Here is a 24,548-nt window from a genome sequence, read left to right as displayed (position 1 = left end):
GTTGGGTGACCAAGCAGCGCGCGTTTGCACAATCCCCGCACAGGAGCGCCGCCAAGTGGGCCAGATCTACACTCGCCACGCACGCGCGAGGTCCGCATAGGGTGCACATCGTGTGAAAACGGGGGTGAACGGACCTTTCCTCTCACCCCGGACGCGGACGTTCCGCATCCGGCCCGCCGGCGGATGTTCACAGAGCCTCTTGGGCGCCGACGCTTTTCTGGCTAGACGAGTGCTATGAGGGACGACTTCACGCAGGCGACAACCCAGCGTTTGGCCAAGCGGGTCGGGTTCAGATGTTCGAACCCAGACTGCCGCAAGCCAACAAGTGGTCCTGGGGCAGACGGCGGAACCGTAAGCCTTGGCGTGGCGGCACACATCACCGCAGCTTCGCATGGCGGTCCTCGTTTCAACGAACACCTGTCAAGCGAAGGCCGGCGAGCGGCCGAGAATGGCATATGGCTTTGCCAACAGTGCAGCCGTCTCGTCGACGCGGATGACTCCGCCTACGACGTCGCCGATCTCATCGACTGGAAGACATTTGCCGAGGCTGCAGCAGCGGTAGAGCTTCGAGGGTACGTCGTTCGAAAGGGCCGGGACTTTGCAGGTCTGGAAGCAAAAATGCCGGAACTCATCGGTGAGATGCGGAGTGACATCCGTTCGAAGCCGTTCACCAGGGAGATCATCGCTCTCTCCAGGCGTGTGAGCTATAACCCTGGCCCGATCCCCTTCTTTTCCTATTTTCACGAAGACCACAATGAACTCCTCGCAAAGCTCCAAATCTGCGAGCACTACGGCGCAATTTATGATGTGAGGCGGAACGACGTGCCTCGATGGAACTTCGACGAGGATTTCGCAGAGTACCTGCTGGGGCAGTAGGCTGGCGACACCGGGAATTGTGTCGCATATTCTTGAACGACAATCCGCTTCTAGACCACACCGGCCATGGGATTTTGCCTATTCAATAGCTTGAAAGCGGGCCCTCCCAAGCCTGTAAGTGGTAGGGGTCCGGCATTCAGTCAGGCAGCTGCAAGAGACGTCGGAACCGGCTCCAATGAGAAAATACAGAGGGGCGAATGCCTGAGAAGGGAAAGCAAGCAAAAGCCACGTTCATGACGGAGGCGGAGCTTTTCGATGCGTTGACGAAAAGCGCATTCGAATTCCTACATCGCTCAATCGACGAATTCGAGAAATCGCATAAGTTCTCGACAATTCATTTTGCGATTGCAATTGAACTATTTTTAAAGGCTAAGCTTATGCGTGAGCATTGGTCTCTGCTTCTCGAAAAACCAGACCATGCAGAGAGAGCCTCCTTCTTCAGCGGAGACGCCAAAACTGTAACAATCGAGCAGACAATTGAGCGGTTGCGGCGCATTGCATCTGTTACTATACCGCAGAATTCGAAAGACATTTTCGGCACGATTATACGCCATCGCAACAAGATGGTTCATTTCGCCCACGTAGTCGAAAATGACGATGAGGACGAGGAGGGGAAAGCTAAGCTCGCCGAGGAGCAATGTGCCGGGTGGCTTGCTCTGAGGACTTTGCTCGCCCAATGGCAGGAATTCGAGAAATTTAGCAATGACGTCGCGCACATCAGCTTCAAGATGGAGCGCTATCAAGTCTATCTGAAGAAGGTATTTGAGTCTCGCGCTCAAGACATTCAAAAGCACATTAATTCGGGAAATAAAATAAGTAAATGCCGAAGCTGCGGGTTTGAGGCCGTCGAGGTGAGCGATCCAATCGGCGCAATAGCTTACGCCAAGTGTTTAGTGTGCCGATATAATGGCTCGGAGATCACCGTCGCATGTCAAAATGAAGACTGCGGCGAGAGCATATGTTTTACATCATACGACGGGCCACCAGACAAATGTCCTAAATGCGAAGAAAATCTCACGAAGGACGAAGTTCGTGACTTTCTCGACACTGGCGAAGGTATCCACAAAGATAACTACTTTGACCATGTGCCAGTTAACTGCCCGCAGTGTTCAGGATACCATACGGTCATAGAGCATGAGAGCATCTATGTGTGCTCAGAATGCTACGAGACAGATGATAGCTATGAAGTTTGTGGATATTGTAGCGAGGGCCAGCTTGGAGGCGTCCCAGAGCACAGTTACCTCGTCGGATGCGAATTCTGCGAGGGGGCAGCCGAGAGATACAGAGACGATTAGTTGCGCGTCAGCCGAGCCCGCAGCAGGAAGGCTACATGACCTGACCGCGCCCCTGAATAACGCGCAGGGGCCAGCGCGGACTGCTGCCGATCAATCCAATGGCGGTGTAATAAAATTTTCGTGAGCAGGAGCCAACTTCGGACCTTTGAGCGGTTCATGCCGCCGGGACTGTGCCTGGCGCAGGAGAACCACGATGACGAACCTCACTTTCCTCCCCTACGTTGGACCCACATTCCACACGAGCCCCGTGAGGCTGCTTCTACTTGGCGAGAGCCACTACCTCGGCAATGGCGACCTGTTCCCAAAAAACCCGCTCGAAGCAACGCGAACGGTCGTCGAGAAATGGAAGCGGCGCGAATGGGCGATCAGGTACCTGACCATCGGCGCCAGGGTCATCACGGGGCAGCAAGCCTGGGAGATCGACCGGACGACGGTGTTCGACGCGATTGCCTTCGCCAACATGGTGCAGACCATCATGCCGACGCTGCGGCACCGCCCGACTGTAGAGCAGGCTCGTGCGTCATGGCCCGCATTCCGAGAGGTGCTCGACCGGTGGGACCCAACCCACGTCGTCGCCACCGGGGCGCCGTTTCTTGTGGGACAACATGCCGGCTTCGGACCGGCGCACGGCCGAGGTTGCCTTCGGTGGGGCGCTGTTGCCCATGCGTGAGTTCAGGACGCCGTCCGGCTATGCCTCGACTGTAGTGATCCCGCATTTGAGCCGGGCATCCGCACCACGCTGGCAGGGACCAATTCGTGAGTTCCTCGCCAGCTAGGTCAGCCTCCCGCGACGCTTGAGCACCAGACGCGCTCCGGCGTCGACGGAGCGCATCCTCGACGCTCGGTAAGTGGTAACGGGTAGGTTCGACCCCTACCCGTTACCAAGGAGTTTGCCGCTGAACGACCCGCGACCGGGGAGCACGTGTTGCTCCCCGGTGGGCTTACTGACGGCGGCCGAGACGTGCCGCCGCGATCCACGGGTGTCTCGGAATGGGTCAAAACCCCGGGGGCACCCTAAAATTCCCAAAAACTAGGCTAAGTCGTTGGTGCCGCCCGGAATCGGGCCTGGGCCCTACCCGCTAACCCGGTTTATGTCTTTGTCATTGTTGATGAAAGTGAATCAAAACGATACAGGTTCGGCTGATCCAAACCGTTCCCGTGCTGTCTCATTCAATTTCGTCAAACACCCTATACGAACCCCATGTTGCTCGACGCAACCTGCGTTGGAGCGGACGTCTTCGACGTAGGGAGGGCGGCAGGATCCGCATCAGCGACCCCGTAGTCGAAGACGTCCGCTACAACGTAGGATCCAGATGCCTACGATCCTGCCAAGGCTCTCTCGCGCCGGCGAGAAGCCAAAGGCTGCGCATCGAGGACTGGCGAGCCGTCCAGGGGCGGCAGCTTCAATCTCCCAATCGCGCGCTTCGCGGCCTCCATCTCCGGGCCCGAACCGTCGCGTCCAAGGATGAGCCCCGACCGCGGGCGACCGACAAGTTTCCCGATTAGGTCGCTATCAACCCCGGCTCGCTCCATCTTGGCGATGAACCAACGCCGGAACGATTGGAAGTTCACCAGGGACCGGCGCTTGTTGCCAACTTGCTCGTCCACCCCGACGGAGCGACGGTAGGCCGTGAAGCGCTTCGAGAAGTAGGCGCTTCTCTCCCGGATCGAACCGTCGGACTTCGTTCCGGGCCATTCTGGGAAAAGGTCATCTTCGAGGTTCTTGCCCTTCGAACGTGCTGCTACAAGCGACTTCAGCTGCGGGTGAATGGGCACGGCTATGGCCCGTGCCCCCTTCCTGTGAGGCTTGAAGGTGAATAAGCCTCCGACACATTCGCCAACCCGTAGGTTTATGATGGCATCGACGCGTGCGCCCGTCAGTGCACCGACAAGCATTGCATCCATCATGCCCGGAGGTGGCGCTCCCATGAGCAGCATCTGCACTTCCGTGTCCCTGAACGCTCTTTCTTCGGTCTCTGCGTCGCCTGCAGGCCGGTCGAGACGCAAGCACAGCCAAGGGCTGACGGGAAGGTGGCCGGCTTCGACGAGGTAGCTCCAATAGAGCCTCAAGCGGCCAAGATACTTGTTTGCAGATGCCCATTGCAAAGTAGCGAATTCTTCAACGGTATCCCTGAACTTGGACGCGATCTTTGCATCGATGCGCTCCAAGTAGGGAGGGACGTCGTGCGCAATGCACCACCTGGTGAATAAATTCAGGGCTCTGACGTCATCTGAGAGGGACCGCTCATTGATGCTTAAGGTCTGTAGAAAGGCATCATGATGCGCACCAAGCGGGGTAGCGGTTCCCCTGGCAATGTCGCCGAACTGCTTTGCAGCTTCAAGCGCGGCAGGCGTCGGGATCTCTATCTCGAAGACATTCCCGTCATCATCGATGAATGTTTCATAACGTTCACCGATAGACAAAATGTCAGCTTCGCGTTCGCGAAGAAGCTGAGAGTAGATCTCATAAGAGAGTTCCCCAGGCCGTCCAGGCCCTGACATTTCCCTCGCCCATGCCGTAGCCTCGATGAGTGCTGAGCGATGGCGACCTCCGATGTTCTCCCAAGCCTTTTCGATGCGTGCCTTGAATTCTTGGACGACGGGTGCCTTTAGTTCGTTCGCTTCAACTTTGCTTTTTACTCCAAGAGCATGCTTCAACCGCCTACCTAGTTGTGGGTGCAGAGGCGCAGGCACTCCTACGGTCACACGATAATACCCGTCGTGTTTTTCCAGATAGGCATTCTTGGGATCAGGCTTCCGAGGCATGTAGTTTCCACCGCTGCAGGAGCGAGCCTTTTCCGACGCGCCCAGCATGCCCCGGGCATTCGTGTCCATAGAAACGGCTGAGGGGTAAAAACCGAGTAGCTGACCGGTTCAGCCAATCCCTCTGCGGTTCGCGGCGAGGCTGTACGACCCGAGCGGCTCATCGCGTACTACCGCAGAGTTTCAGGTCACCCTGACTGATCGGAAGTTGCACCTTGGCCGGCTGTCGGAAAGCGCGGGCCTGATGCCAGTGAGACGCAGGGGACTGCGCTCCGGGAGGCCCGCGGCTTTCGTCGAGTTCTGGCGACGGCGCTTGGTCTCACGCCTGTGGTCAAGTTACACAGACCGCAAGATGCAGGGGACGCGCCCGACCTATGAGAACGACGACTTGGGTGACCCTGACCGCGCTGCTTGCCGCCACGCCCGCCTTCGCCCAGGCGCCCGCGCCGGCGGGCAAGCCTACTTCGGCTAGCGAGAGCCCCGAGCAGGCCACGATCCGCAAGCTGAACGCCTACGTCGGACTCCTGAACCGTACCCTGCGCGCCCAGGAGTCGCTCACCCGCTACCAAAGTTGGGTCAATATGAAGAGCGGCCCTACCGGACGCGAGCGCATCATCTATGGCCTCTACAGCCTCTACGACGTGCGCGGCGAGATCGCGAAGGCCGAGGCGGCCATGTCCCAGTCGCCCGCGATGCCGGAGCTCGACAGCGCCATGAAGGGCTACATCGCCGCCTACCAGGCGCTCGCACCCACTGTCACCGAGGCGGAGGGCTACTACGAGAGGCAGGACTACCGCACCGACAAGATGGAGCAGGGCAAGGCGCTGCACGCCAAGCTCGCGGTCGCGGGGCCGGCCTTCCAAGCAGAGCGTGCCAAGGTCGACGCGCTGTTCCGGGTCGAGAAGGAGAAGAGTGACACGGCGGAGCTTGCCGCCATCGAGGCACGCGAGGGCCGCAAGGCGCGCTGGCACGTGGCGAACGTCATGATCGAGGCGCGCAAGGTCATGGACCTGTTGCCCACCGACGCCAAGCCGGTGGTCGACATGCCAGCCTTCAATGCCGTGCTCGCGCGCTACGGCACCGCCGTGAAGGACATGGACGGCTTTAGTGCCGCCAACCCAAACTCCTTCCACGTATTCGAGAGTCGGCCGCGCTCGCTGCTCGGCAAGCTACGGGAGTTTGACGACAAGCTGGCCAAGGCGAAGGGCGACGCGCGCCGCGGTGCCGGACGCGACGTGACCTGGATCGTGAACGACTACAACACCATGGTCTCGACCGCGCAGACGGCCACGATGTTCTCGCGCTGACGAGGACCTAAGCCCGACATGCTAGAGGACGCCGGCGTCCAGACTGTGCCGGGACTTCCGGTCGGAGACGGAACCACAACCTAAGGCGAGTGTTAAGCCGGACCCTGACTGCGAGAATTTTTGCGTCGAATGACGCGCGTTCGGGGGCCGACAATGAATGTCGTGAGGGCTGCGGGGCGTGAAGATACTCTCCTACAATCCAGGGCACGACGGTGCCGTCGTGCTGTTGCATGATGCGCGCCTGACGTTCTCCATCGAGGCCGAGAAGGACTCGAACTACCGGCACTCCAACGTCACCGTCGCGGACCTCCTAGACGCCGCAGGCGAACTCGAAAACATTCCCGACGTCATCTGCATGGGCGGCTGGTGGCCGCGCGACCATCATGAATACATGTACGGGTCGCGTAAAAACGGTGGATATCACGGCCTCTCGGAAGAGGGCGCCAAACATTCTCGCGTTCGCCTCATGGGAACCGAGGTTGATTACTTTTCCTCGTCTCATGAACGATCACATATATTATGTGCGTTTGGTATGTCTAATCTACCTGCCGGAACGCCATGCTACGCGTTGGTCTGGGAAGGAGATATCGGGACTTTCTATGAGGTCGACCGGCATCTGAACATCGTTCGATTGGGCAACGTTATAGAGCAACCCGGAAATCGGTACGGGTTGGCCTACGGCTTGGCCGATCCGACATTTCCCAAGGACGGGCCCTACCCCCGCGCCTCAGATGCCGGGAAGCTCATGGCTCTAGCTTCGTTCTCGCCTCGGTCCGCGCCCTCCATGGCGGAGAAACAGCTCCTGGCCTTCCTGCTCGAAGGCCCTTACCGGAAACTGAGCGACTACGAGGAGCTCTCGCGCGCGCCACACCTCGACGTGGGCCTGGACGATCCGGGCTTCCGCAACTTCACCGGGCTCTACAGCGATGCCATCTTCGACGCCTTCCATCGGTTCGCGCAGACGAACCTAAGAAAGGGGTTGCCTCTCGTGATCGCGGGTGGGTGCGGGCTGAACTGCGACTGGAACACCAAGTGGAGGGAGACGGGGCTGTTTTCGGAAGTCTTTGTCCCGCCGGTCGCTAACGACTCCGGGTCGGCCATCGGCACCGCGATTGACGCGCAGTTCCGGGCAACCGGCAACCCGAAGATCGCGTGGGATGTCTACTCCGGGCTGAATTTCCGGACAGAGAGTGCTCCTGACCCCGAACGGTACGACGCCTACGGGAAGGACGATGCGCTGGTCGCCGACATGCTGGCGAACGGCCTCATCCTCGGATGGGTGCACGGACGCTGGGAAATCGGCCCCCGCGCCCTCGGCAACAGGTCCATCCTCGCCGCGCCGTTCGACGACGCCACAAGGGTGCGGCTGAACGAGATCAAGCGGCGCGAGCAGTTCCGTCCCATTGCCCCGGTCTGCCTCCTCGACGAGGCCAGGCGATGGTTCGGGTGCGACCATGAGAGCCCGCACATGCTGTACACGTACCGCGCGACCACGAACGCGTTGGCGGCGGTCACGCACGTGAACGGAACCGCCCGTCTCCAGACCGTGACGCCCACGACCAACAAGTCCCTCCACGACCTGCTCGTCGCTTTCAAGGCGCGCACCGGCTACGGCGTCCTCTGCAACACCTCCCTCAACTTTAACGGCAAAGGCTGCATCAACGGCATGGCCGACCTCGACACCTACACCGTCGAGAACGGCTTGGACGGCTTCGTCGTCGAAGGACGGGCATATTTGTCGAAAACGTCCGGTCGCTATCTCGCCTACAAGGCCGAGACGGCCTCACGGGCCGACATCCCATGCTGACGCCGCCCGGAGGCCAAAACGGGACCCTGAAAGTCGACCCTTACCCGCCCGGCTTCGAAGAATCCGAGCCGTTGCGGTCCGCCTTCATCCGGGACGTGACGTTGAGGCAACTCCGGCACCCGGCGGGGCCGAGCGGCCTTCCGTCTCCGACCGCTCGCATCCCCAGGCGTCTGGTCAGGTACTGGCACGACCCGTCGGACCTGCCCGACGACGTCAGGGTCTGCCTCGAAAGCTGGGACCGCCTCGGCGAGCAGGGCTTCGAATTCCACATGTTCGATGATCGGACTGCAGCTTCGTACATCGCACGCAGGTATGGCGCGCGGGAAAGTCAGGCGTTCGCCCGCTGCCGGCATCCGGCGATGCGCTGCGACTACCTGCGCCTGTGCTTCGTCCTCGCGGAGGGTGGCCTCTACGTCGACGCTGACGACGTGCTCCTAGGGGATGACTGGGAGCAACTCTTCCGGGACGACAGGCTCAAGCTGCAGCCGCTCTGTTACGACATCCCGTCCGCCGGGATGGTGAAGGCGGCCGACATCTGGCGGGCCGACCTGCCAGTGGAAGGGCGCATTTTCTACGTCAACAACGACCCCATCGCCGCACCCGCCAACCATCCGGTCCTGAAAGGCGCACTCGACCGCGCCACCGACCGATTGCTCGGCAACGACCCCTTCCCGGAGATCCAATCCACGACTGGTCCGGGCAACCTGGCGGCCGCCCTGTCCGTGCACGTGCGCCGCCTGGACGAGGCCGGGCTCCCCTGGGACTTCGAGCTGCTGCGCGATTGGGAGGCCATCGCCGAAACACGGTGGCACCTGTCCTACCGTAACGACGCCCGCAACTGGCGGAACATGAGCGCCTCCGGAAGCTGACGGGGAGCGCCGCACGTGAGGAGTCTTCCGGACACGACCGGCCGGTTCCGGCGGCACGCTTTCCGCGCACTTCGTGCCGTGGCGAGCGTGCTCCCGGGCGGGCGGATCTCCGCCTTCGGTGCCGGCAAGGAGAGGATCGGGCTTGTCCTCGTCGTGAACCTCGACCGGCAACCGTGCCGCCTGCGGCGCACGATGCGTGAGCTGGGCCGCTTCCGGACGTTCGACGGCGCCTCGCTCGCATCCCTGGCGCGACGGTTCGCGGCCGTGGACGCCCGCGACGGTCGAGCTGTGGCGGCGACCGCCGATGTCGACCCGACGTATCTACTCAGCCATCAGCTCCACGTGCAGCCGAGCGCGCGACTGGAGGAGTGCTTCGGCGCCGATGAGCCGATCCGGATGACGCGCCAGGAGGTTGCCGTCGCTCGTTCGCACATCGAGGTCTGGAAGGCGGTCGCCTCGGGACCGCACGACCACGTGCTGATCCTAGAGGACGACGTCTGGTTCAGGCCCGGCGCGGCTGCGGCGGTCGACCGGGGATGGCGCGCAGCATGGGAACGCCACCGCGCCGACGGCGGCCCACACCTGCTCTATCTCTCCTACGCGGACGCCGGGAAATCGGCCGAGCGCGCGGACCGTTGCGATGCCCTGTTCCGACCGCTGCGCGGGCTGTGGTTCCTCTCGGGCTACGTCCTGTCACGGGAAGGCGCAGAGATGCTCCTGCGGGCAATGCCGGTCGTCGGCCCCGTCGACATGTGGATGAACTTCCAATTCGACACTCTCGGCGCCCTCGCACTAGCCTCGCCCGCAATACTGCAGAGGATGGACGGCGGCTCGGACAACGCTCATTCCATCCTGCCCTACTTGGCCCGAGCGGGCATCGTCGACGCGCACTTGGCGCCCGTGCCGCCCCGGGCCCGCTCGAACCCGGTGCTGGCGTGGACCGCGTGCGGCGAGCGGGAGGGCCTGGCCATGGCCCTGTCGATGCTAGGCCTCCGCGTCCGGGCCTTCGACGGCAACGAGCCCGTGATCCATGCCGCCGAACTGCCGGACCTCCTCGACGCGTTCGATGCCCTTGTCGACGCACCCCTCGCGACCTGCGCCCTTTCGGACGCCATCGGGAGATCGGACGTCAGGTTCGTCCTCGAAGGGCATGCCCCAGCCCGGCATGGGGTCGCGGCAGACCGGCTGCCGCCGGGCAGCACCGCCATCTTACCGCCGCTCGGCTCGGACGCCGGAAGGTGGCGACCGATTTGCGACCTGCTCGGGGTCGAGCCACCTCCCCATATCTTCCCCGTTGGCCCACCTCGATGCTGGAGGCTCTTCAGGGACGACAGGAAGGCGAACGGGCTTCCCGTCTCCGCTCCTCCGCGGGGGGCGCCGCCGGCGGACGAGTCGCCCTGGGCCATGCTCCCGGGAAGCGATTGGCCGCCCTCGGCTCCTCCCGAACGATCTGGCCCCGCCCGGGGTGAGCGCCTCGTTCACGCGCCCATGACGGCCGCCACACCGCAGTTTCCCGGTCGCGTCGAGACCTTTCCCGGCAACCTGGCGACGTTCGAACGAGATGGTCTCGTGCACGGCGCGGATGGCGCCCGGCTTGTGCTCGACGCCGCCGCGGACGGCAACAGGCCGTTCCGCTCCGGTGCCTTCGCGTCCCCCCGCCCGCATGGACACGGTCGCTTCGAGGCGGAGATCAAGGCCGCGCGCGGCCCCGGCCTCGTCACGGGTTTCTTCCTGCATCGGGCGTTCCCGAGGCAGGAAATCGACATCGAAATTACGGGCGACGACACGCGGCGCATGCTGACGAACGTGTACTTCAATCCCGGAGACGACGGGACGGCGATGGACTATGGCTACCGGGGCTCGCCTTGCCGCATCGACCTCGGTTTTGATGCCGCGGCGGATTTCCACCATTTTGCCATCGACTGGAGGCCGGGGCACATCACTTGGCTGGTGGACGGCCGGAACGTCCACCAGCGCGTGAGTTGGGACCCCACCCCGATCCCGCATCTTCCCATGCGGCTGCACGGCAACCTCTGGGCGCCGCGGTCCAGCGACTTGGCCGGGCGGATTGACGAAGGCCTACTTCCTGCGACGGCCATATTCAGGAATGTGTCGATCTGGACCTGAAGGCGTTTGAAAGGCCGCCGAGGGTGCGACGTCTCAATCCCAGTCCATGACCGCGATGTCGACCGTGGTACCGGTAGCCGGGGTCCCCTCGAACTCGCCCGTGTGCCGCCCGGTGAAGCGCAATCGCGCCAGCACCCGGTCACCCTCCGCGATGACCTCGGCAATGTGCATCTCGATGTCCGAGAAGGCCCCGTGCAGCACCTCGCCGAGCCGGGCGACCCCCGCCGGGCCCCTGACCTCGAAGGCAAGGCCAGGGTCGTGGCGCACGAAGTCCGGGGCGATGAAACGCTGCCACCACACCGCGTCCCCGTCGCGGAATGCCGTGAAGTAGGCGCGGACCAAGTCCTTGTTCGCTTCCATCGACATGGCTCACATCCCTCAGCGCGGCTCGACCTTGATGCACGTGAAGGCGACGGGCAGTGGCTTCCCGCCCTCCGTCTTCCTCGTGAAGGATGCCGCGTTCGCGGTCGTCGAGGCGATGGCATGCTCGGCGTCGGGACTGTCGACCGGCAGCACGTAGTCCCGACCGCCCTCGATGCCCTTCGTGGGGTCGAAGACCCGGATGGTGACGTTAAACGGCGTCAGCGGCGTCCGAGCCGGCTCCTCCGCCCAAACCGTGTCTATGCAAGTCATGGTGAGCGCCGCCACAGCGGCGAGCGTCCCGGGGCTTCGCATCACCGTCTCCGTCAGCTACCGGCCGGCTCGTGGATCGGGCAGCCGTTGAAGCGCTGCCGGAACTCGGCCGAGTGCCTGTAGGGTGCGTTGCGGGCACGGTTGATGTTGCCGAGCGGCCGGTGCGCGGCGAGACCGGTCCAGACCGCGAAGCGCATGCGCTCGTTCACGGCATCGACGCGCTCGGCGTCCCAACTGTCCTGCGGCCGGACGATAATGGTGGCGACGCGCTGGAACGGCGCCTCCTTCTCGTCCCACTGCACCGTGGGATCCTCGACCGGCTGTCGTTCGAGGTCGCGGCAGAGCTGCACCCGGAACTCCCAGACACCCTCGATGCTGGCCATCTCCGACCGCACGGTCTCGCGGATGGCATCCGGGCGTCCAGAGGCGTCGATCTCGGTCCTGGTCAAGGCCGTGAGCGCCGGGGCGACGGGAGCGACCGAGAACTTGGCGATGTGGTCGCCGTACCGGAACGGGGTGACGCTGTAGTAGGTCTCCCCGAGCGGGTCGACGTTCGGCGCGCCGCCGAGCGAGCCCAGGGTCGGGCTCTCGATACCGACCGCTGTCAGCGCCTTGTTGACCCCCCGCAGCACGGTGGAGGCGGCGACCTTCACGCCCTCGATCCGGTCGGTGGTCTTGGCCAGCAGCTTGAGGCTGCCGAGGAACTTCTCGGCGTTCGGTGCCTGGAAGACCGGGCCGTTGACCATGACGAAATCCTGCGTCGTCCCTTCCGCGTCTGGCAGGCGCTCTCCGGCGACGTCCAGGACCTTGAGGGCCAGGCCGCGGGGAAGCGAGACCGCGTCCGGCAGGATGTCGCCCGCGTTGGTCGACATGCGCAGGTAGACCTTGTGCTCGCCCGGCGTCGCAAACAGCCCTTGCGCGAGCTCAGGCGGCAACCCTGCGTCGATTGTCAGCGTCCCCTCCAGGATGCCGTGCGACTTGGCGTGGACCGAGCGGACGGCGTGGCCGGAATCGTTCGCGACGGTCTCCAGGATTGTGTCGAAGGTCGCGTTGAGCTGCTCGATGGTCCGGGCCTCGTCGGGCCTCACGACCTCGACGTCGGCGCTGTAGCGGATAGGTGCTTGCAAGGTCTCGCGTCCTTCGTCGTTCATCTCGGGACAGAACATGCCCGACGGATCGGCGTTCCGGATTGCGCGCCGCTCAATTGCCCGTGAACGACCCGTTGGGAACGTCCGAGCCGGCTAGCGTTTGTCAGGGCGACGGTCCGCCTGGACCCGCATTCCCGACCGTGTGGCCTCATGCCTTGAACGGTGCCGCTTTTGAGAGGCGCGCATTCGATGAAGCTCGGCAGCCCCTCTGCCCCTGGCCGGGGGGCGAGGCGGAAAGTGAAAGACGAGCATGACCTACCTGCGTTTCGCGCCCGACGTCGAGCAGCCCGCCCCGAACGAGCAGCAGACCATCGACGGCATCATCCAGGGTATGACCCAGCAGTCGCAGACGGTGGAGAAGCGCGAGCACCATGCCGTGCGCGCTAGCCACGCCAAGAGCTCGGCCTGCGTCACGGGCGAGTTGACGGTTGCCGCCGGCCTGCCGCCGGAACTGGCCCAGGGCCTGTTCGCGACCCCGGGTACGCACAAGGTGGCTGTACGTTTCGCCCAGGGTCCCGGCGAGACCCTCGGCGACCGAGTGTCCACCCACCGGGGCATGTCGATCAAGGTGTTCGGCGTGTCCGGCGAGAAGCTTCCCGGGCACGATGTCGACACCCAGGACTTCGTGCTCGCCACCGGCACGACCTTCCCGTCCGGGACCGCGGCCGGGTTCCTGCGCGACGGAACCGTGATCGGCAAGGCGACCGGGTTGCCCGAGGGCGTGAAGAGTGCGGTCGCCGCCACCGCGCGCAACCTCAACCGGGTGTTGCATGCCTTCGGCACGGAGAGCGCCATGGCCGACTTCTTCGGCCATCCCTACAGCCATCCGCTCGCCGACAGTTACTTCAGCCAGGCCCCGATGCGGTTCGGCGACTATGTCGCCAAGCTCGGAGCGGTGCCCGCGACGCAGGCGCAGCGGGACCTCGCCGAATGGCGCCTCGACCCGCACGGGGACGAGGACGGCTTCCGGCATGCCACGGTCGCGTTCTTTCGGGACGACGACGTGGTGTTCGAGCTCAAGGCGCAGCTCTGGGCCGATGCCGAGCGCCAGCCCATTGAGGATTCCTCGGTCGACTGGCCGGTCTCGATCAGCCCGTACCGCACGGTGGCGACGGTCCGCCTGCCCCGGCAGGACGCCTATTCCCCCGAGCGGGTTCGCTACTTCGACGAGGTGATGACCTTCCGCCCCGCGCATAGCCTCTCGGCGCACCGCCCCCTCGGGTCGATCATGCGGGCACGGCTCCAGGTCTACCGGGCGCTGAGCGACTTCCGCCATCGGAAGAACGGCGTGACCGCCGAGAACACCGCCTCGCCCGAGAGCATCCCGGCCTGAGCTTACCCCTTCCCACATCCCGCAGAGAGGAATGACCCATGACCCTTCAGGGCAAGACCATCGCCATCCTGATCGCCCCCCGTGGGACGGAAGAGCCCGAGTTCACAAAGCCCCGCGAGGCGCTGCTCGCGGCCGGGGCGACGGTCACGGTGGTCGGGCTTGAGGCCGGCGAGGCCGAGACGGTCAACAACGACCTCGACCCCGCCGGGAAGTACCCGGTCGACAAGGCCATCGACGGCGTGTCCGCCTCGGACTTCGACGGTCTCATCATCCCCGGCGGCAGCGTCGGGGCCGACAAGCTCCGCGGCAGCGAAGCCGTGGTCAAGTTCGTGCGGGACTTCTTCGAGCAGGCCAAGCCGGTCGGCGTCATATGCCACGGGCCCTGGACCCTGGTCGAGGCCGACGTCGTGAAGGGACGCAAACTCACCTCATTCCCGACCGTGAAGACCGACATCCGCAACGCGGGCGGGGAATGGGTCGACGCGGAGGTGGTGGTCGACAAGGGCCTCGTCACCAGTCGCAACCCGAAGGACCTGCCGGCCTTCTGCGCCAAGATCGTCGAGGAGTTCGCCGAGGGGCGCCATCCGGACCAAGCCCGCAGCGCCTGAGACCGCCCTTCATCATGGCGTCGGGCGGGTTGCCCGGCGTCCAAATTCAGGAATCGCGATGTCACGTTTCTCGAACAAGGTCGTCCTGGTCACGGGTGCCGCGTCCGGCATCGGCGAGGCCGCCGCACGCCGCTTCGGCGAGGAGGGGGCGAGCCTCGTGCTCGCCGACATGAACGGTGAAGGCCTTGACCGGGTCGCGGCCGGGATCGGGGCGGACAGGACGCTCGCCCGGGTCGCCGACCTCTCGAACGCCGACCGGTGCCGGGAGGTCGTCGCGGCCGCAATCGAGCGCTTCGGCCGCCTCGACGTCCTCGTCAACAATGCCGGAAAGGACCACCTCGGTCGTGTCGACGAAGGCGACATCGGGGACTTCTCGACGATCATCGAGACCGACCTGTACGGCGTCTTCTACATGACGCGGTTCGCCCTGCCGCACCTGCGCGAGAGCCGCGGGTGCATCGTCAACGTCTCGTCCGTGTCCGGGCTCGGCGGCGACTGGAACCACAGCTTCTACTGCGCCGCCAAGGGTGCGGTGACGAACTTCACCCGCGCTGTGGCGATGGACGAGGCGGCCCACGGGGTCCGGGTGAACGCGGTCAACCCGACGCTGGTCTACACGCCGTTCACCGCCGGCATGCAGGATCAGCCCGAGCTCGTGGCCAAGTTCGACGAACGCATCCCGATGGGACGGGGCGCCCAGCCAGACGATATCAGCGGGGTCATCGCCTTCCTAGCGAGCGAGGACGCGCGCTTCGTCACCGGAGTGAACCTGCCGGTGGACGGCGGCCTCTCGGCCTCCAACGGGCAGCCGAAGCTTAGCTAGGTGGGAGGCCAAGCCGGTCGGCAGCGCGCCCTATCGCCGTCGGTGAACCGAGCGTCGGCCAAGCAGACTTGGCCGACACGACGATGGAGCTTCCTCGCTCCTGACTGCCCCTCCGTTGGGTCGAAAACGGAGGGGCAGGTGTTCCTCATTTGCGAGCGTCGCCGTCGCGCATCTGGCCCGTCGGCTCTTGGACGTGGGCTTCAAGGAACCAGAGTTGCTTGTCGACGGCACGGGACACCTCGGTGAACAGGTCCGCCGTGTCAGGGTCGCCCGCTTCGTCCGTCTCGTCGATGTTCTCGCGCACCGCGTTGGCGTAGGCGGCGTAGCTATCGATCAGCGCGGCGATGTGGTCGGCTATAGCGTAGATGCCAGTCGGGTAGGCGGGCAGCTTGGTCGATCCCGCCACGACCTGCGCCGTTCCCAGTGCCGTGCCGCCCAGCTGCACGGCCCGCTCGGCCACCTTGTCGTTGAGGCTGCTGATCTCGGCGCGGAAACCGTCCAGCATCAGGTGGATGCCAATGAACTGCGGTCCCTTGAGGTTCCAGTGAGCCTGCTTGATTGCCAGGGCGAGATCGATGCCGTCGGCCAGCCGTGCGTTCAGGGCCTCGATGGACACTCTCTTGGCATTGGAATTGGTGTTGTTGCGGGTCTGGTGAGTACGCGGGGTGCTGCTCATTGCCATGCTTTTGCTCCACTGTGCCGTGGCAGCAATAGTGGAGCGTTGAAGAGGTTCCCCGAAGCCGAAGCCTTGGCTTCAAAGTTACGTGTCCCCCGAGGGTCCAGGGTCGCACCGGTCCATCGTGGGGTCGTTGTGGCGGATACAGCAGTTCTCCGGAGAGGTGGAACGGAAACGTCGAGCGTGCATCCCTTCAGAATCGCGATACCTGGAACCGCCGTCGGCGGCCGCGGCTTCCCCTCGACCCCGGGACAGGCCCGGGCAAAAAGGAACGCCATGTCCACCGACACCGACAAGCACCGCGGGCTGCTCGATGCCCTTAGGGCGGCCCAGGGCAGAGGCGACGGCTCGTTCGAGCAAGCCGTCACCGCAGCCTTCGAACACGTGTTCGAGCACCTGGACCGCCTGAACGACCACGTCTCGCCCGGCGGCCCGGATGGCGGGGACCGTCATCTAAAGCCCGGCGAGACGCCCACTCTCCGGTAGGCGCGAGATCCGGAAAGACATCGGCCGTTCGCTGACCAATCTTGTTGGTCGGGCTCAAGTGTCCTGTGTCGCAGGCACCCGGGCCGGCAGAACCCAGTTCGGGCGAACGAAGTGGCAGGTATAGCCGTCCGGCCGACGCTCAAGATAGTCTTGGTGCTCCGGCTCGGCCTCCCAGAAGGGTCCTGCCGGCGCCACCTCGGTAACCACCTTTCCCGGCCACAGACCGGATGCGTCGATGTCGGCGATGGTGGCCTCCGCGACCCGACGCTGGTCGTCGTCGACGTAGAAGATTGCCGACCGGTAGCTGAGGCCCCGGTCGTTGCCCTGCCGGTTCGGAGTAGTGGGGTCGTGGATCTGGAAGAAGAACTCCAGGATGCGCCGGTAACTCGTCCTGGCCGGATCGAAGACGATCTCGATGCCCTCGGCATGTGTCCCGTGGTTCCGGTAGGTCGCATCGGGCACGTCGCCCCCCGTGTAGCCGACACGGGTCGCCAGCACACCTTCCTGGCGACGGATCAGGTCCTGCATGCCCCAGAAGCAGCCGCCCGCCAGCACCGCCCTCTCGCTACCCATATCGCTTCTCCGTGAGCCGTCGGTTTCCCGTCAGATGGGGTCCGCGGCGCCGTTTTGCCCTGCGGCCCCGTATCCATTCGCACTGTGGTATGATGGACCAGCGTCGCGGGCCTCCAAGGTTGGCTTAGGGTGGAAGGCCGCTGTTCAGCATCCGTGCGCCGAACGAGACTTCGCGCCATGAGCGGACCTCCGACCGAAGACACTGGAATGGCCGCTTGAAGGCCAACTGCTGCCGTTGAGATCGAATGGTTGGTCCGGCGGCCACAACGTCCTCACGTACCCATCTCGCATCGCGCAGGCACCCTCCCGTGCGCCGAGCGTCTCGCAGACCTTGCCCGGAAGTAGCGGAGAAACGACGTGGCCCGGGCTGCGGTCGGGACAGGGGCGCCTCGCCGGGCTTAAGAGACCTCAACCCTTTTCGAGGATCGAACATGACCAAGCTGACCGCGGCCGTCGACTATTCCGAACGCGACGCGGCCATCGCGATCAACACCTACACGACCGTGTTGAGGCGCCCCCGCGTGCCGCACGAGTTGTTCGCGACCTACTGGCGCGACGTGCACGGCCCTTTGTGTGCGCGCATTCCCGGGCTCGGGTGGTACGTCCAGAGGCATTTCGACCGGGAGCAGGACGCACACCTGTGGCCGGTGGTCGAGGGCATCCCACCGTTCCCAGATTACGAGTTGGACGGGGGCGTCGAGATCGGGTTCCGGACTGCCGCGGACCAGGCGGCCTTCGACGAGGCCTGCCCGATCCTGTTCGCCGATGAGCAGAACATGTTCGCCGCCACAGTGGCCTATGCGTTGCCGCATGGGTCCACGACCCTGTTGGACCGGGTGGGGGAGCCGTCGCCGAACGGCGACGACGGCCTCGACAGGATCGAGGTCCACTTCGGCGCCGCGCACCGTGATGCGGCGGCGTTCGGCGAGCGCATTACCGCGCTGGCGCGTTCGCTAGCAGCCGAGCCCGTCGTCCTGAAGGTCCGGCTTCACCTGCCCAAGCCCTACGACAACGCCGAGCCGGCCCCGCCCGCCCCGAACGTGGATCACGCGGTACCCGATGAGCGGCGTCTGGTGGCGGTCCTGGAGCTCGCGTTCGCCTCGCCCCTGGAGCGGCGGACCTTCTATGCGTCCGACGCCTTCGAGACAGTGAGTTCGGGACTGGCCGAGCATGTCGCCCACACCTCGGCCTTCGCGATCAGCGGCGTGTACACCTACGTCCGCGACGGGCGGCTGACGCTTGCGGGCCTGCGCGGAAGTCGTCCGGCCCAACTCATCGAGCAGATCGGTGCCGTCAACCAAGTTGGCGACGACGTGCGGCACCTTCTCCTGACCGGCAAGATGCCTTGACGCTCAGCCGTCGCTGGCATGGTCCATGATGCGCGACAGCACCGGCTCCGGCACGCACAGACCGGCGTAGTGGGGCAACGCAGTCGTATCTTGGATCTGGACCCAATTGGCTCCCGGTCGGCCGGGAAACCGGCGGTTTCCCGTGCCGTTTCCCGTGCCCTACCGGAAAAAAGCTGAGTCCCGCCCAGGGGATCGAAGGTTTGGACGGACCGTTATGAGCGGTCGGCTCTAACCATTGAGCTACAGGCCCGCGCCTTATACTGCCGATTACTGATGCGCAGCACTGGCTTTCGACGACAGGTTGGGCAACAGAAACGACGACAGAAACGCTGCGTTTGAGTAGCCGGGCAGGGGGCTTCGGGCAAGCCCTCCATGCACGACCGCTGGCCACCGAGACCGAACCGCGGTTCGGTCGAACCGGCCTGATCCGAGCCCCACCGTCGGCGGACCTACGAGGCCAACGCGCGGGGGCGCAAAGCCTGTGAACCCGGTCAGCCGGTAAGCTTGAGGCAACCAGGCGCCCCTATGCCGTCGGCCCCACCATCAGCCGGCAGCCAGGATGCTCCTTCCCGAACTCGCGCCCGACACGCTCCCGCCCCAAGCCGCCGAATGGCGCAAAGCCCTCGGCGCCCTCCGTCCGACTTCACCGCCCTGCCGGTATCTCGGCACCACGGCCTGGGCGAACATCCACGAGGCCTGCACCGACTTCATCGAGCGCTTCGGCGCCGAGGCCGTGCGCTTGGGCTGGACCGCGCCGCAGATCTTCGGCGTCCATCCCGAGCACGGGACGTTGCGCGTGGATTGGTGCGGCGTGATGATCACAGGAGGGCATAAGGCGATCGGCATCGAGCCGAACCGGATCCTGTTCGGCAATGTGAGCGGCTACCGGAACACGCCCGGCGTGCCGGTCGGCCTGCCGATCTGGGAATTCGCGGCCCATCGCGGCGGGAAATGACCGACGACGCACCGGACGCACTCGGTCGAGCGTGACATAGCGACCATGGAGAGCGCCGCCCACCGATGAGCAACCGCCGCTCCACCTCCATGGAGCGGCGGCCGGCTATCGCGTGGCCAATCCGGAGGATCCGTGCGGCTCCGAGGGGCGCTGCTTCGAAAGCACACCCGGCTCGGCCGTATGGGAACAGGCACCGGCCTGTGCCCCGCTTTCGCAGGCCGTCTTCGGCTCGGCGTGACCGAGGCGGGTCGTCGCCGCCGCACTCGACAGCACGAGGACGAGGGCAACGAGCAAGCGGTAGAGAGGAAGACCGATCATCGTCGTGGCTCGGGCGGGGACGAGAATGACGGGATCAGCGCGGCTGCGGGGCGGGTACACGAATCGTGACCATCTGGCCGCTGATCGGATCGAAGACGGTGATGGTCATCGCGGGTGCTCGTGAACGTGGCTGGATCGACGTGTCCGGCTAACGCCTTTGTCCGCGATGGTTTCCGCGCCCTGTTCGGATGTAGTTAGCCATCCGTTAAGGCTGATCCGTCGGGGCGCGCCGCCGCCTCACCAGGGCAGGAAGCGGTCGGAAGCCGGTCGTCCGGCCACCATGAATGCGATTGCGCCGACGACGCCTGCGAGCACGACAAAAACCTCGGTCCCGAACATGCTTTTCCCCTCGGCCCGGCTTGGGCGAGGTGCGTCTGGAGCGAGGTTGAGGCGGCAACACGGCCCACGGAGCGTCCTCGTCGTCGCAGTCGGGGTGGCGGTGGCAAGAACCTCTCGCGTCGCCTGATCCCCGAACGTAGGTTGCGGCATGCCCGCTGCCCGCTGCGTCCACTACATCGGCTTCAAGGACGACCGCTACTGGAACGCCTTCCGGATCTGGGGCGGCCCCACGATGATCCATCGGCGCTGGGACCGCATTGCCAAGCACGACATAGGCCCGAACGATGTGGCGATCTTCGCCGACGGCGACGAGCACCAGCCCTTGGCGGACTACAACGCGACCGACATCGACGAGCGATGGCTATGACGAACATCATCCGCCCCAACTTCGGTGGCCGCGACCGCGAAGCTGAGCCAGCCATCGCGGCCGACGCGCTTGAGGCGTACGAGCCGCTCCACGTCTACGGGACCGCAGCGGGCTATCTCGTGGCCCTGCTGGAGGACGCGAGCGGGCCCGAAGGGCGATGCCTCAAGGTCGTCATCGGCGCCGTCGGCGGAAACGTGTTCGAGGCCGTCGCCGTGATGCCGGCCACGGATGAAGGACGCGTCGATGCCGATATGGCCGCCATGGCGGTTCTGCGCGCGCTGGAGGTTGTCGAGCAAGGCAGCGGGCCGGCCTCTGCCTGAGGACGCTACGGGGGCAACGGGAGCGCCTTGTCGGCCCCTCCGCTTTCTCGAAACAGCCGCCGTGGATGGCCTTGCGCCGGCTATCGCTCCCGACCTCACCGCACCGCCTCGATGGCCTTCTCGGCATCCCGATGGTCCTGCTCGGAGGCTTCGGGTGCAACCTGTTGTGCCGGGGCGTGCGGCGCCCGGCATAAGTCGACCCAGATCGGGAAATGGTCGGACCCGACATCGTTCAGGCGCTGCATGTCGCTCAAGAGAAAATGCTCGCTGAAGAAAATGTGGTCCAGGGGCCAGCGTGCAAACGGATATTGCGCATGGAAGGTCGAGAACAGGCCGCGCCCCTGACGGGGATCGAGAAGGCCGCTGATGTTCTGGAACAATCGATTCGTGTGGGACCAGGCCACGTCGTTGAGGTCACCGGCGACGATGGTCGAATCCTTCGTTTTCGCGACCTCTCGGGCGACCACGACGAGTTCGGCATCGCGCGGTGCGCTGCTATAGCCGGGATGGGGTGGCCGTGGATGAAGCCCGTAGAAGGTGACCGGTTCGCCGCTGGGCAGGACCACCGTGGTGCGTAACGACGGAACGTCCTCCTGCAGCAGAAAGCGGATCGTCGGATCGCGCAAGGGGAGGCGAGAGTAGAACAGCAGGCCGTAGGTGTTGTCCTGCGGATGTTCGACGCGATGCGGATAAGACGCGCGCAGCGGAGCCATCGCGGCGTGCCATCCCGCATCGGTTTCGAGCAGCAACACCAGATCGGGCGCCTTGGCGGCGATGAGATCGAGCGCCGCACCGTAATGACGGTTCGACTGAAGCACGTTGAGGACGAGGAGGCTGATTCGGTCGTCCGGACGACACGACCCTGCTCCCTTTGCCTGAGGCGCCGTCAATCGCGTGAACGGCAGGATATAGCTGGCTTGCAGGGCAAGAGCCGCGATCATGGCAACCGCCAGAGCCAGCGCCGTGCCGTCCCGGGAAATCGCGAGAAGCCCGACACAGTTCGCAGCAAGCGCGACCGCAATCTGCAGCCGGGGAAAATCCAGGCTGCGGATGACGCCAAGGTTCGTTGGAATCAGGGGTAGCAACGTCGCGACGATCAGCAGAAGTGCGACAAGTTCCAGGGCGATCGACAAGTAGGCCAAGTCTATTCCAATCAATCGGAGCCCAGCCCCATCGAGTCTCTGCTCGATATCGACGCGCAGTGTGGCGCTGGCTCCTTCGGCGGTCGGGTGATGTGAGCGCCTGCGATCATGCGCTCTCGCGCCGCGGGCCTTCGGTCCGTCTCATGCGTCGGATCGCTCACCGCGCGCCACAACGATCAGCGCCCGATCCGGGAGAGGGCGCTGCAGCACCGACGCTTCGGCCCACGGCGCGCGCAGCCAGAGATCCCGCTCCTCATCCGTCGTCAGGATCACCGGCATCGCCTTGGGGTGGACCGCGGCGACCTCGACGTTCGGCTCCGTGGTCAGGAAGGCGTAGAGGTCGTCCGTCGTCTCGCCGTCCTTCACCTTGCGCACCGAGGTCCAGCCCTCTGTCTTGATGCCGGCGAAACAGGCGAGCGGACGTTCTTCGGCGAGCGCGAACCACACGGGCGGGTGGGAGCCGTCGGGCAGGGCCTCGTTCTCGGAGAAGCTCGTCAGCGGCACGAGGCAGCGATGCTCCGGCCCGAGCCAGCGCCGCCAGTGCGGCGAGGCGGTGTTGCGCACATTCGTGACGCCCGGATCGGTCTTCTTGCCCTTCAGGGCGAAGGCCGGCGAGGGCATGCCCCATCGATACATCGAGAGGGTGCGTTGCCCCTCTGCGACGTGAACAATCGGCGCGGCATTGTTGGGAAAGATCCCAGGCAGGGGCGGCAGGTTGCCGGTCCGATCGGTTTCCACCTTGAACAGGCGCCGGATCTCGTCCTGGCTCTTGGTAAGGGCGTAGAGATTGCACATCGCCGGATGATAGCCGAGCCGGTCCGCCGCGCGCGACTCACAGCGCCGCGACATACCCGGCGCCGCGTCGCGCGATCCGGCAGCCGCCCTTCGGTTGCGATCGCGTCAGAACCACAGGGCCCTGGAATCACGGCCGAGGCAGGCCGCTATGCCGGAAGGACCACCACCTTCGTCTTGACCGGGGTTCGCGCGTAGAGGTGGATCATATCCTGGCTGAGCAAGCCGACGCAGCCGCTCGTGATGCCACTCCCGATCGATTCGGGGTCGCTGCTGGCGTAGATCGTGTAGAGCGTGTAGGCGCCGCCCTGGTAGAGGTGCAGGGTGCGGGCACCGAGCGGGTTGTCGAGGCCGCCCGGCATCCCACGCGCGTATTGAGCGGCCTCGGGCTGACGCCGGATCATCTCCTTGGGCGGCGTCCAAGTCGCCCATTCGGACTTGCGGCCGACATACGCGTCACCGCTCCACAAGAACCCGTCGCGTCCGACATTGGCGCCGTAGCGGGTGGCGGAACCGTCGCCCTCGACGCGGTAGACGTAGTAGTTGCGCGGATCGACGATGATCGTTCCGGCCGCCTCCTTGGTCTCGTACCGAACCGTCCGGCGATAGTATTTCGGATTGACCTTGCTGATATCGACCGCCGGGATCGGGAATTTCTCGTCCGGCATCGGCCCGTAGACCTTTGCCGCGTCGGCGAGCATCGTGCCGTCGGACGTCACGCAACCACCGAGTCCGAATGCGCCGAGGGTGGCCGCCGAGCCGACCAGAAACGAGCGGCGGCCAAGACGCCGCGCCCGGCATCCGAGCAGCGCGGTCTCGTCCGAACCGCCGGCGTCGGCGTGCCCACCATCCATCGTCATGCTTTCAGGGCTTTCCATATCCTGCAATCCGATGGGGACATGCATCGGCATCAATCCGACCATCGTAAGGCTAAGCTGAGAGTGCGGCGACTTGGCTCGCCTGGCAAGTGCGGCGCTCGCGGCCGATCGATGGCCCCGCGACGATACCGGCTGCTTCGCTCCGAACCGCAAACGGCAGCCGAGCGGATGATTCGCTCGGCTTGATGCTGGCGGGCTGTCACGGGTTGCCTCGGTGGCGAACCTTCACGTTGCGAGCGCTGTCGATCCGGATGTCGCCATGCAGAAGCTTCGCGCTAGCTGTAGGCCGCGGGCCGCTTTGATGGCGGCGCGGACTCTCATGCCTGCCAGGGACGAGAGGCTCGGAGAGCGGTGAGGAAACACCATTGAGCGAACAGACCATTCAAAAAGGTCAGCCGGGCGACGATCCTCGCACCACCGCCGTCCTGATCCTCGTCGCGATCCGCGAGGCCAGCGCTCACCTCGGCAAGCTGCTCCGGCTGGCGCGAACGGAAATCCGCGGCAACCTCCGTATGCTTGCCTTGCTCGTGCTCCTGTTCGGCGGGGCGCTCCTGCTGGTCCTCGCCTCGCTGGTTCTGTTTCTGCTCGCCTTGCGGGACGCATTGGCTGCGCTGATCGGCAACGACGCGCTGGCGGCGGTGATCGTGGCCATGCCGTTCGTCGCCGCCACAGCGATTCTGGCGTTCCTCGGCCGCAAGTGGATGAGCCTACGCGCGCCGGTCGGCTGAGGGGTCCGCCGAGGGCGGTAAACGGACTCGAGCGGT

The 24,548-nt window shown here is 64.7% G+C and carries 26 protein-coding genes; 16 read left to right on the top strand and 10 right to left on the bottom strand.

Features of this window, described 5'->3' with window-relative positions:
- Positions 1-234: 234 nt before the first annotated feature.
- The 3 genes from M2437_RS15410 (at position 235) to M2437_RS15400 (ending at position 2,841) form a co-directional block, all read left to right on the top strand.
- Positions 235-876 (top strand): hypothetical protein, encoded by a 642-nt coding sequence (locus tag M2437_RS15410; protein ID WP_277570334.1) that lies wholly within the window; start codon positions 235-237, stop codon positions 874-876.
- 197 nt (positions 877-1,073) lie between these two features.
- On the top strand, positions 1,074-2,171 hold the full coding sequence (locus M2437_RS15405) for a hypothetical protein (RefSeq protein ID WP_253387949.1): 1,098 nt from the start codon (positions 1,074-1,076) through the stop codon (positions 2,169-2,171).
- Between the two features lie 193 nt (positions 2,172-2,364).
- Complete coding sequence (locus M2437_RS15400; RefSeq protein WP_499006862.1) at positions 2,365-2,841, top strand: hypothetical protein; 477 nt, start codon at positions 2,365-2,367, stop codon at positions 2,839-2,841.
- 647 nt (positions 2,842-3,488) lie between these two features.
- On the opposite strand, the gene M2437_RS15395 is transcribed toward M2437_RS15400, so the two are convergent.
- A complete protein-coding gene (locus M2437_RS15395; RefSeq protein ID WP_253387947.1) occupies positions 3,489-4,985 on the bottom strand; it encodes a site-specific integrase in 1,497 nt (498 codons plus the stop codon).
- A 323-nt stretch (positions 4,986-5,308) separates the two neighbouring features.
- Between M2437_RS15395 and M2437_RS15390 the strand changes: the two genes are divergently transcribed.
- From M2437_RS15390 to M2437_RS15375, 4 genes are all read left to right on the top strand, one after another.
- The gene (locus tag M2437_RS15390; protein WP_253387946.1) at positions 5,309-6,241 is read left to right on the top strand and encodes a YiiG family protein; all 933 of its coding nucleotides are present in this window, start codon (positions 5,309-5,311) and stop codon (positions 6,239-6,241) included.
- Between the two features lie 178 nt (positions 6,242-6,419).
- Positions 6,420-8,048: a carbamoyltransferase C-terminal domain-containing protein gene (locus tag M2437_RS15385; RefSeq protein ID WP_253387945.1), complete on the top strand. Its 1,629-nt coding sequence runs from the start codon at positions 6,420-6,422 to the stop codon at positions 8,046-8,048.
- On the top strand, positions 8,042-8,917 hold the full coding sequence (locus M2437_RS15380) for a glycosyltransferase family 32 protein (RefSeq protein ID WP_253387944.1): 876 nt from the start codon (positions 8,042-8,044) through the stop codon (positions 8,915-8,917). The genes M2437_RS15385 and M2437_RS15380 overlap by 7 nt, the downstream gene beginning before the upstream one ends.
- Before the next feature lie 78 nt (positions 8,918-8,995).
- Positions 8,996-11,044, top strand: a complete 2,049-nt coding sequence (locus M2437_RS15375; protein ID WP_253387943.1) for a family 16 glycosylhydrolase — start codon at positions 8,996-8,998, stop codon at positions 11,042-11,044.
- Positions 11,045-11,077: 33 nt separating this feature from the next.
- Here the strand turns inward: M2437_RS15375 and M2437_RS15370 are convergent, their stop codons facing one another.
- From M2437_RS15370 to M2437_RS15360, 3 genes are read right to left on the bottom strand one after another with little or no spacing between them, the layout of a single operon-like run.
- Positions 11,078-11,410 carry an ester cyclase gene (locus tag M2437_RS15370; protein WP_253387942.1) on the bottom strand — a complete coding sequence of 111 codons (333 nt, stop codon included), beginning with the start codon at positions 11,408-11,410 and terminating at the stop codon, positions 11,078-11,080.
- Between the two features lie 12 nt (positions 11,411-11,422).
- Positions 11,423-11,719 carry a hypothetical protein gene (locus M2437_RS15365; protein WP_253387941.1) on the bottom strand — a complete coding sequence of 99 codons (297 nt, stop codon included), beginning with the start codon at positions 11,717-11,719 and terminating at the stop codon, positions 11,423-11,425.
- An 11-nt stretch (positions 11,720-11,730) separates the two neighbouring features.
- Positions 11,731-12,843 (bottom strand): catalase family protein, encoded by a 1,113-nt coding sequence (locus M2437_RS15360; protein ID WP_253387940.1) that lies wholly within the window; start codon positions 12,841-12,843, stop codon positions 11,731-11,733.
- A 232-nt stretch (positions 12,844-13,075) separates the two neighbouring features.
- On the opposite strand from M2437_RS15360, the gene M2437_RS15355 reads away from it, so the two are divergent.
- The 3 genes from M2437_RS15355 to budC are packed head-to-tail and all read left to right on the top strand — an operon-like array spanning position 13,076 to position 15,589.
- On the top strand, positions 13,076-14,158 hold the full coding sequence (locus tag M2437_RS15355) for a catalase family protein (RefSeq protein WP_253387939.1): 1,083 nt from the start codon (positions 13,076-13,078) through the stop codon (positions 14,156-14,158).
- Between the two features lie 38 nt (positions 14,159-14,196).
- Complete coding sequence (locus M2437_RS15350) at positions 14,197-14,766, top strand: type 1 glutamine amidotransferase domain-containing protein (protein ID WP_253387938.1); 570 nt, start codon at positions 14,197-14,199, stop codon at positions 14,764-14,766.
- Positions 14,767-14,824: 58 nt separating this feature from the next.
- The gene (gene budC, locus M2437_RS15345; RefSeq protein WP_253387937.1) at positions 14,825-15,589 is read left to right on the top strand and encodes a meso-2,3-butanediol dehydrogenase; all 765 of its coding nucleotides are present in this window, start codon (positions 14,825-14,827) and stop codon (positions 15,587-15,589) included.
- A gap of 145 nt (positions 15,590-15,734) precedes the next feature.
- Here the strand turns inward: budC and dps are convergent, their stop codons facing one another.
- On the bottom strand, positions 15,735-16,271 hold the full coding sequence (gene dps / locus M2437_RS15340; RefSeq protein ID WP_253387936.1) for a DNA starvation/stationary phase protection protein Dps: 537 nt from the start codon (positions 16,269-16,271) through the stop codon (positions 15,735-15,737).
- A gap of 270 nt (positions 16,272-16,541) precedes the next feature.
- Between dps and M2437_RS15335 the strand changes: the two genes are divergently transcribed.
- Positions 16,542-16,751, top strand: a complete 210-nt coding sequence (locus M2437_RS15335) for a hypothetical protein (RefSeq protein WP_012452266.1) — start codon at positions 16,542-16,544, stop codon at positions 16,749-16,751.
- Positions 16,752-16,805: 54 nt separating this feature from the next.
- Here the strand turns inward: M2437_RS15335 and msrA are convergent, their stop codons facing one another.
- The gene (gene msrA / locus M2437_RS15330; RefSeq protein WP_253387935.1) at positions 16,806-17,324 is read right to left on the bottom strand and encodes a peptide-methionine (S)-S-oxide reductase MsrA; all 519 of its coding nucleotides are present in this window, start codon (positions 17,322-17,324) and stop codon (positions 16,806-16,808) included.
- Positions 17,325-17,755: 431 nt separating this feature from the next.
- Between msrA and M2437_RS15325 the strand changes: the two genes are divergently transcribed.
- Both M2437_RS15325 and M2437_RS15320 read left to right on the top strand, forming a co-directional pair.
- Positions 17,756-18,673, top strand: a complete 918-nt coding sequence (locus tag M2437_RS15325; RefSeq protein WP_253387934.1) for an EthD domain-containing protein — start codon at positions 17,756-17,758, stop codon at positions 18,671-18,673.
- Positions 18,674-19,232: 559 nt separating this feature from the next.
- Entirely contained in the window at positions 19,233-19,628 is a 396-nt protein-coding gene (locus tag M2437_RS15320; protein WP_253387933.1) for a lantibiotic dehydratase family protein, read from the top strand.
- Between the two features lie 105 nt (positions 19,629-19,733).
- Here M2437_RS15320 and M2437_RS15315 read toward each other — a convergent pair whose 3' ends face one another.
- Positions 19,734-19,946, bottom strand: a complete 213-nt coding sequence (locus M2437_RS15315; protein WP_253387932.1) for a hypothetical protein — start codon at positions 19,944-19,946, stop codon at positions 19,734-19,736.
- 487 nt (positions 19,947-20,433) lie between these two features.
- Between M2437_RS15315 and M2437_RS15310 the strand changes: the two genes are divergently transcribed.
- Together M2437_RS15310 and M2437_RS15305 are read left to right on the top strand one after the other, a co-directional pair.
- The gene (locus M2437_RS15310) at positions 20,434-20,652 is read left to right on the top strand and encodes a hypothetical protein (RefSeq protein ID WP_253387931.1); all 219 of its coding nucleotides are present in this window, start codon (positions 20,434-20,436) and stop codon (positions 20,650-20,652) included.
- Entirely contained in the window at positions 20,643-20,972 is a 330-nt protein-coding gene (locus tag M2437_RS15305; protein WP_277570332.1) for a hypothetical protein, read from the top strand. The genes M2437_RS15310 and M2437_RS15305 overlap by 10 nt, the downstream gene beginning before the upstream one ends.
- A 95-nt stretch (positions 20,973-21,067) precedes the next feature.
- Here the strand turns inward: M2437_RS15305 and M2437_RS15300 are convergent, their stop codons facing one another.
- The 3 genes from M2437_RS15300 to M2437_RS15290 form a co-directional block, all read right to left on the bottom strand.
- On the bottom strand, positions 21,068-22,114 hold the full coding sequence (locus tag M2437_RS15300) for an endonuclease/exonuclease/phosphatase family protein (RefSeq protein WP_253387929.1): 1,047 nt from the start codon (positions 22,112-22,114) through the stop codon (positions 21,068-21,070).
- A 141-nt stretch (positions 22,115-22,255) separates the two neighbouring features.
- Positions 22,256-22,963 (bottom strand): SOS response-associated peptidase, encoded by a 708-nt coding sequence (locus tag M2437_RS15295; protein ID WP_004446686.1) that lies wholly within the window; start codon positions 22,961-22,963, stop codon positions 22,256-22,258.
- A gap of 92 nt (positions 22,964-23,055) precedes the next feature.
- Positions 23,056-23,766, bottom strand: coding sequence for a L,D-transpeptidase (locus M2437_RS15290; protein ID WP_056460395.1), 711 nt, complete (start codon positions 23,764-23,766; stop codon positions 23,056-23,058).
- Between the two features lie 383 nt (positions 23,767-24,149).
- On the opposite strand from M2437_RS15290, the gene M2437_RS15285 reads away from it, so the two are divergent.
- Positions 24,150-24,512: a phage holin family protein gene (locus M2437_RS15285; protein ID WP_253387928.1), complete on the top strand. Its 363-nt coding sequence runs from the start codon at positions 24,150-24,152 to the stop codon at positions 24,510-24,512.
- Positions 24,513-24,548: the final 36 nt, after the last annotated feature.

The sequence above is a fragment of the Methylorubrum pseudosasae genome, assembly GCF_029504475.1.
GTDB classification, from domain to species: Bacteria; Pseudomonadota; Alphaproteobacteria; order Rhizobiales; family Beijerinckiaceae; genus Methylobacterium; species Methylobacterium extorquens.
This window is presented reverse-complemented; position numbering and strand designations above follow the sequence as displayed.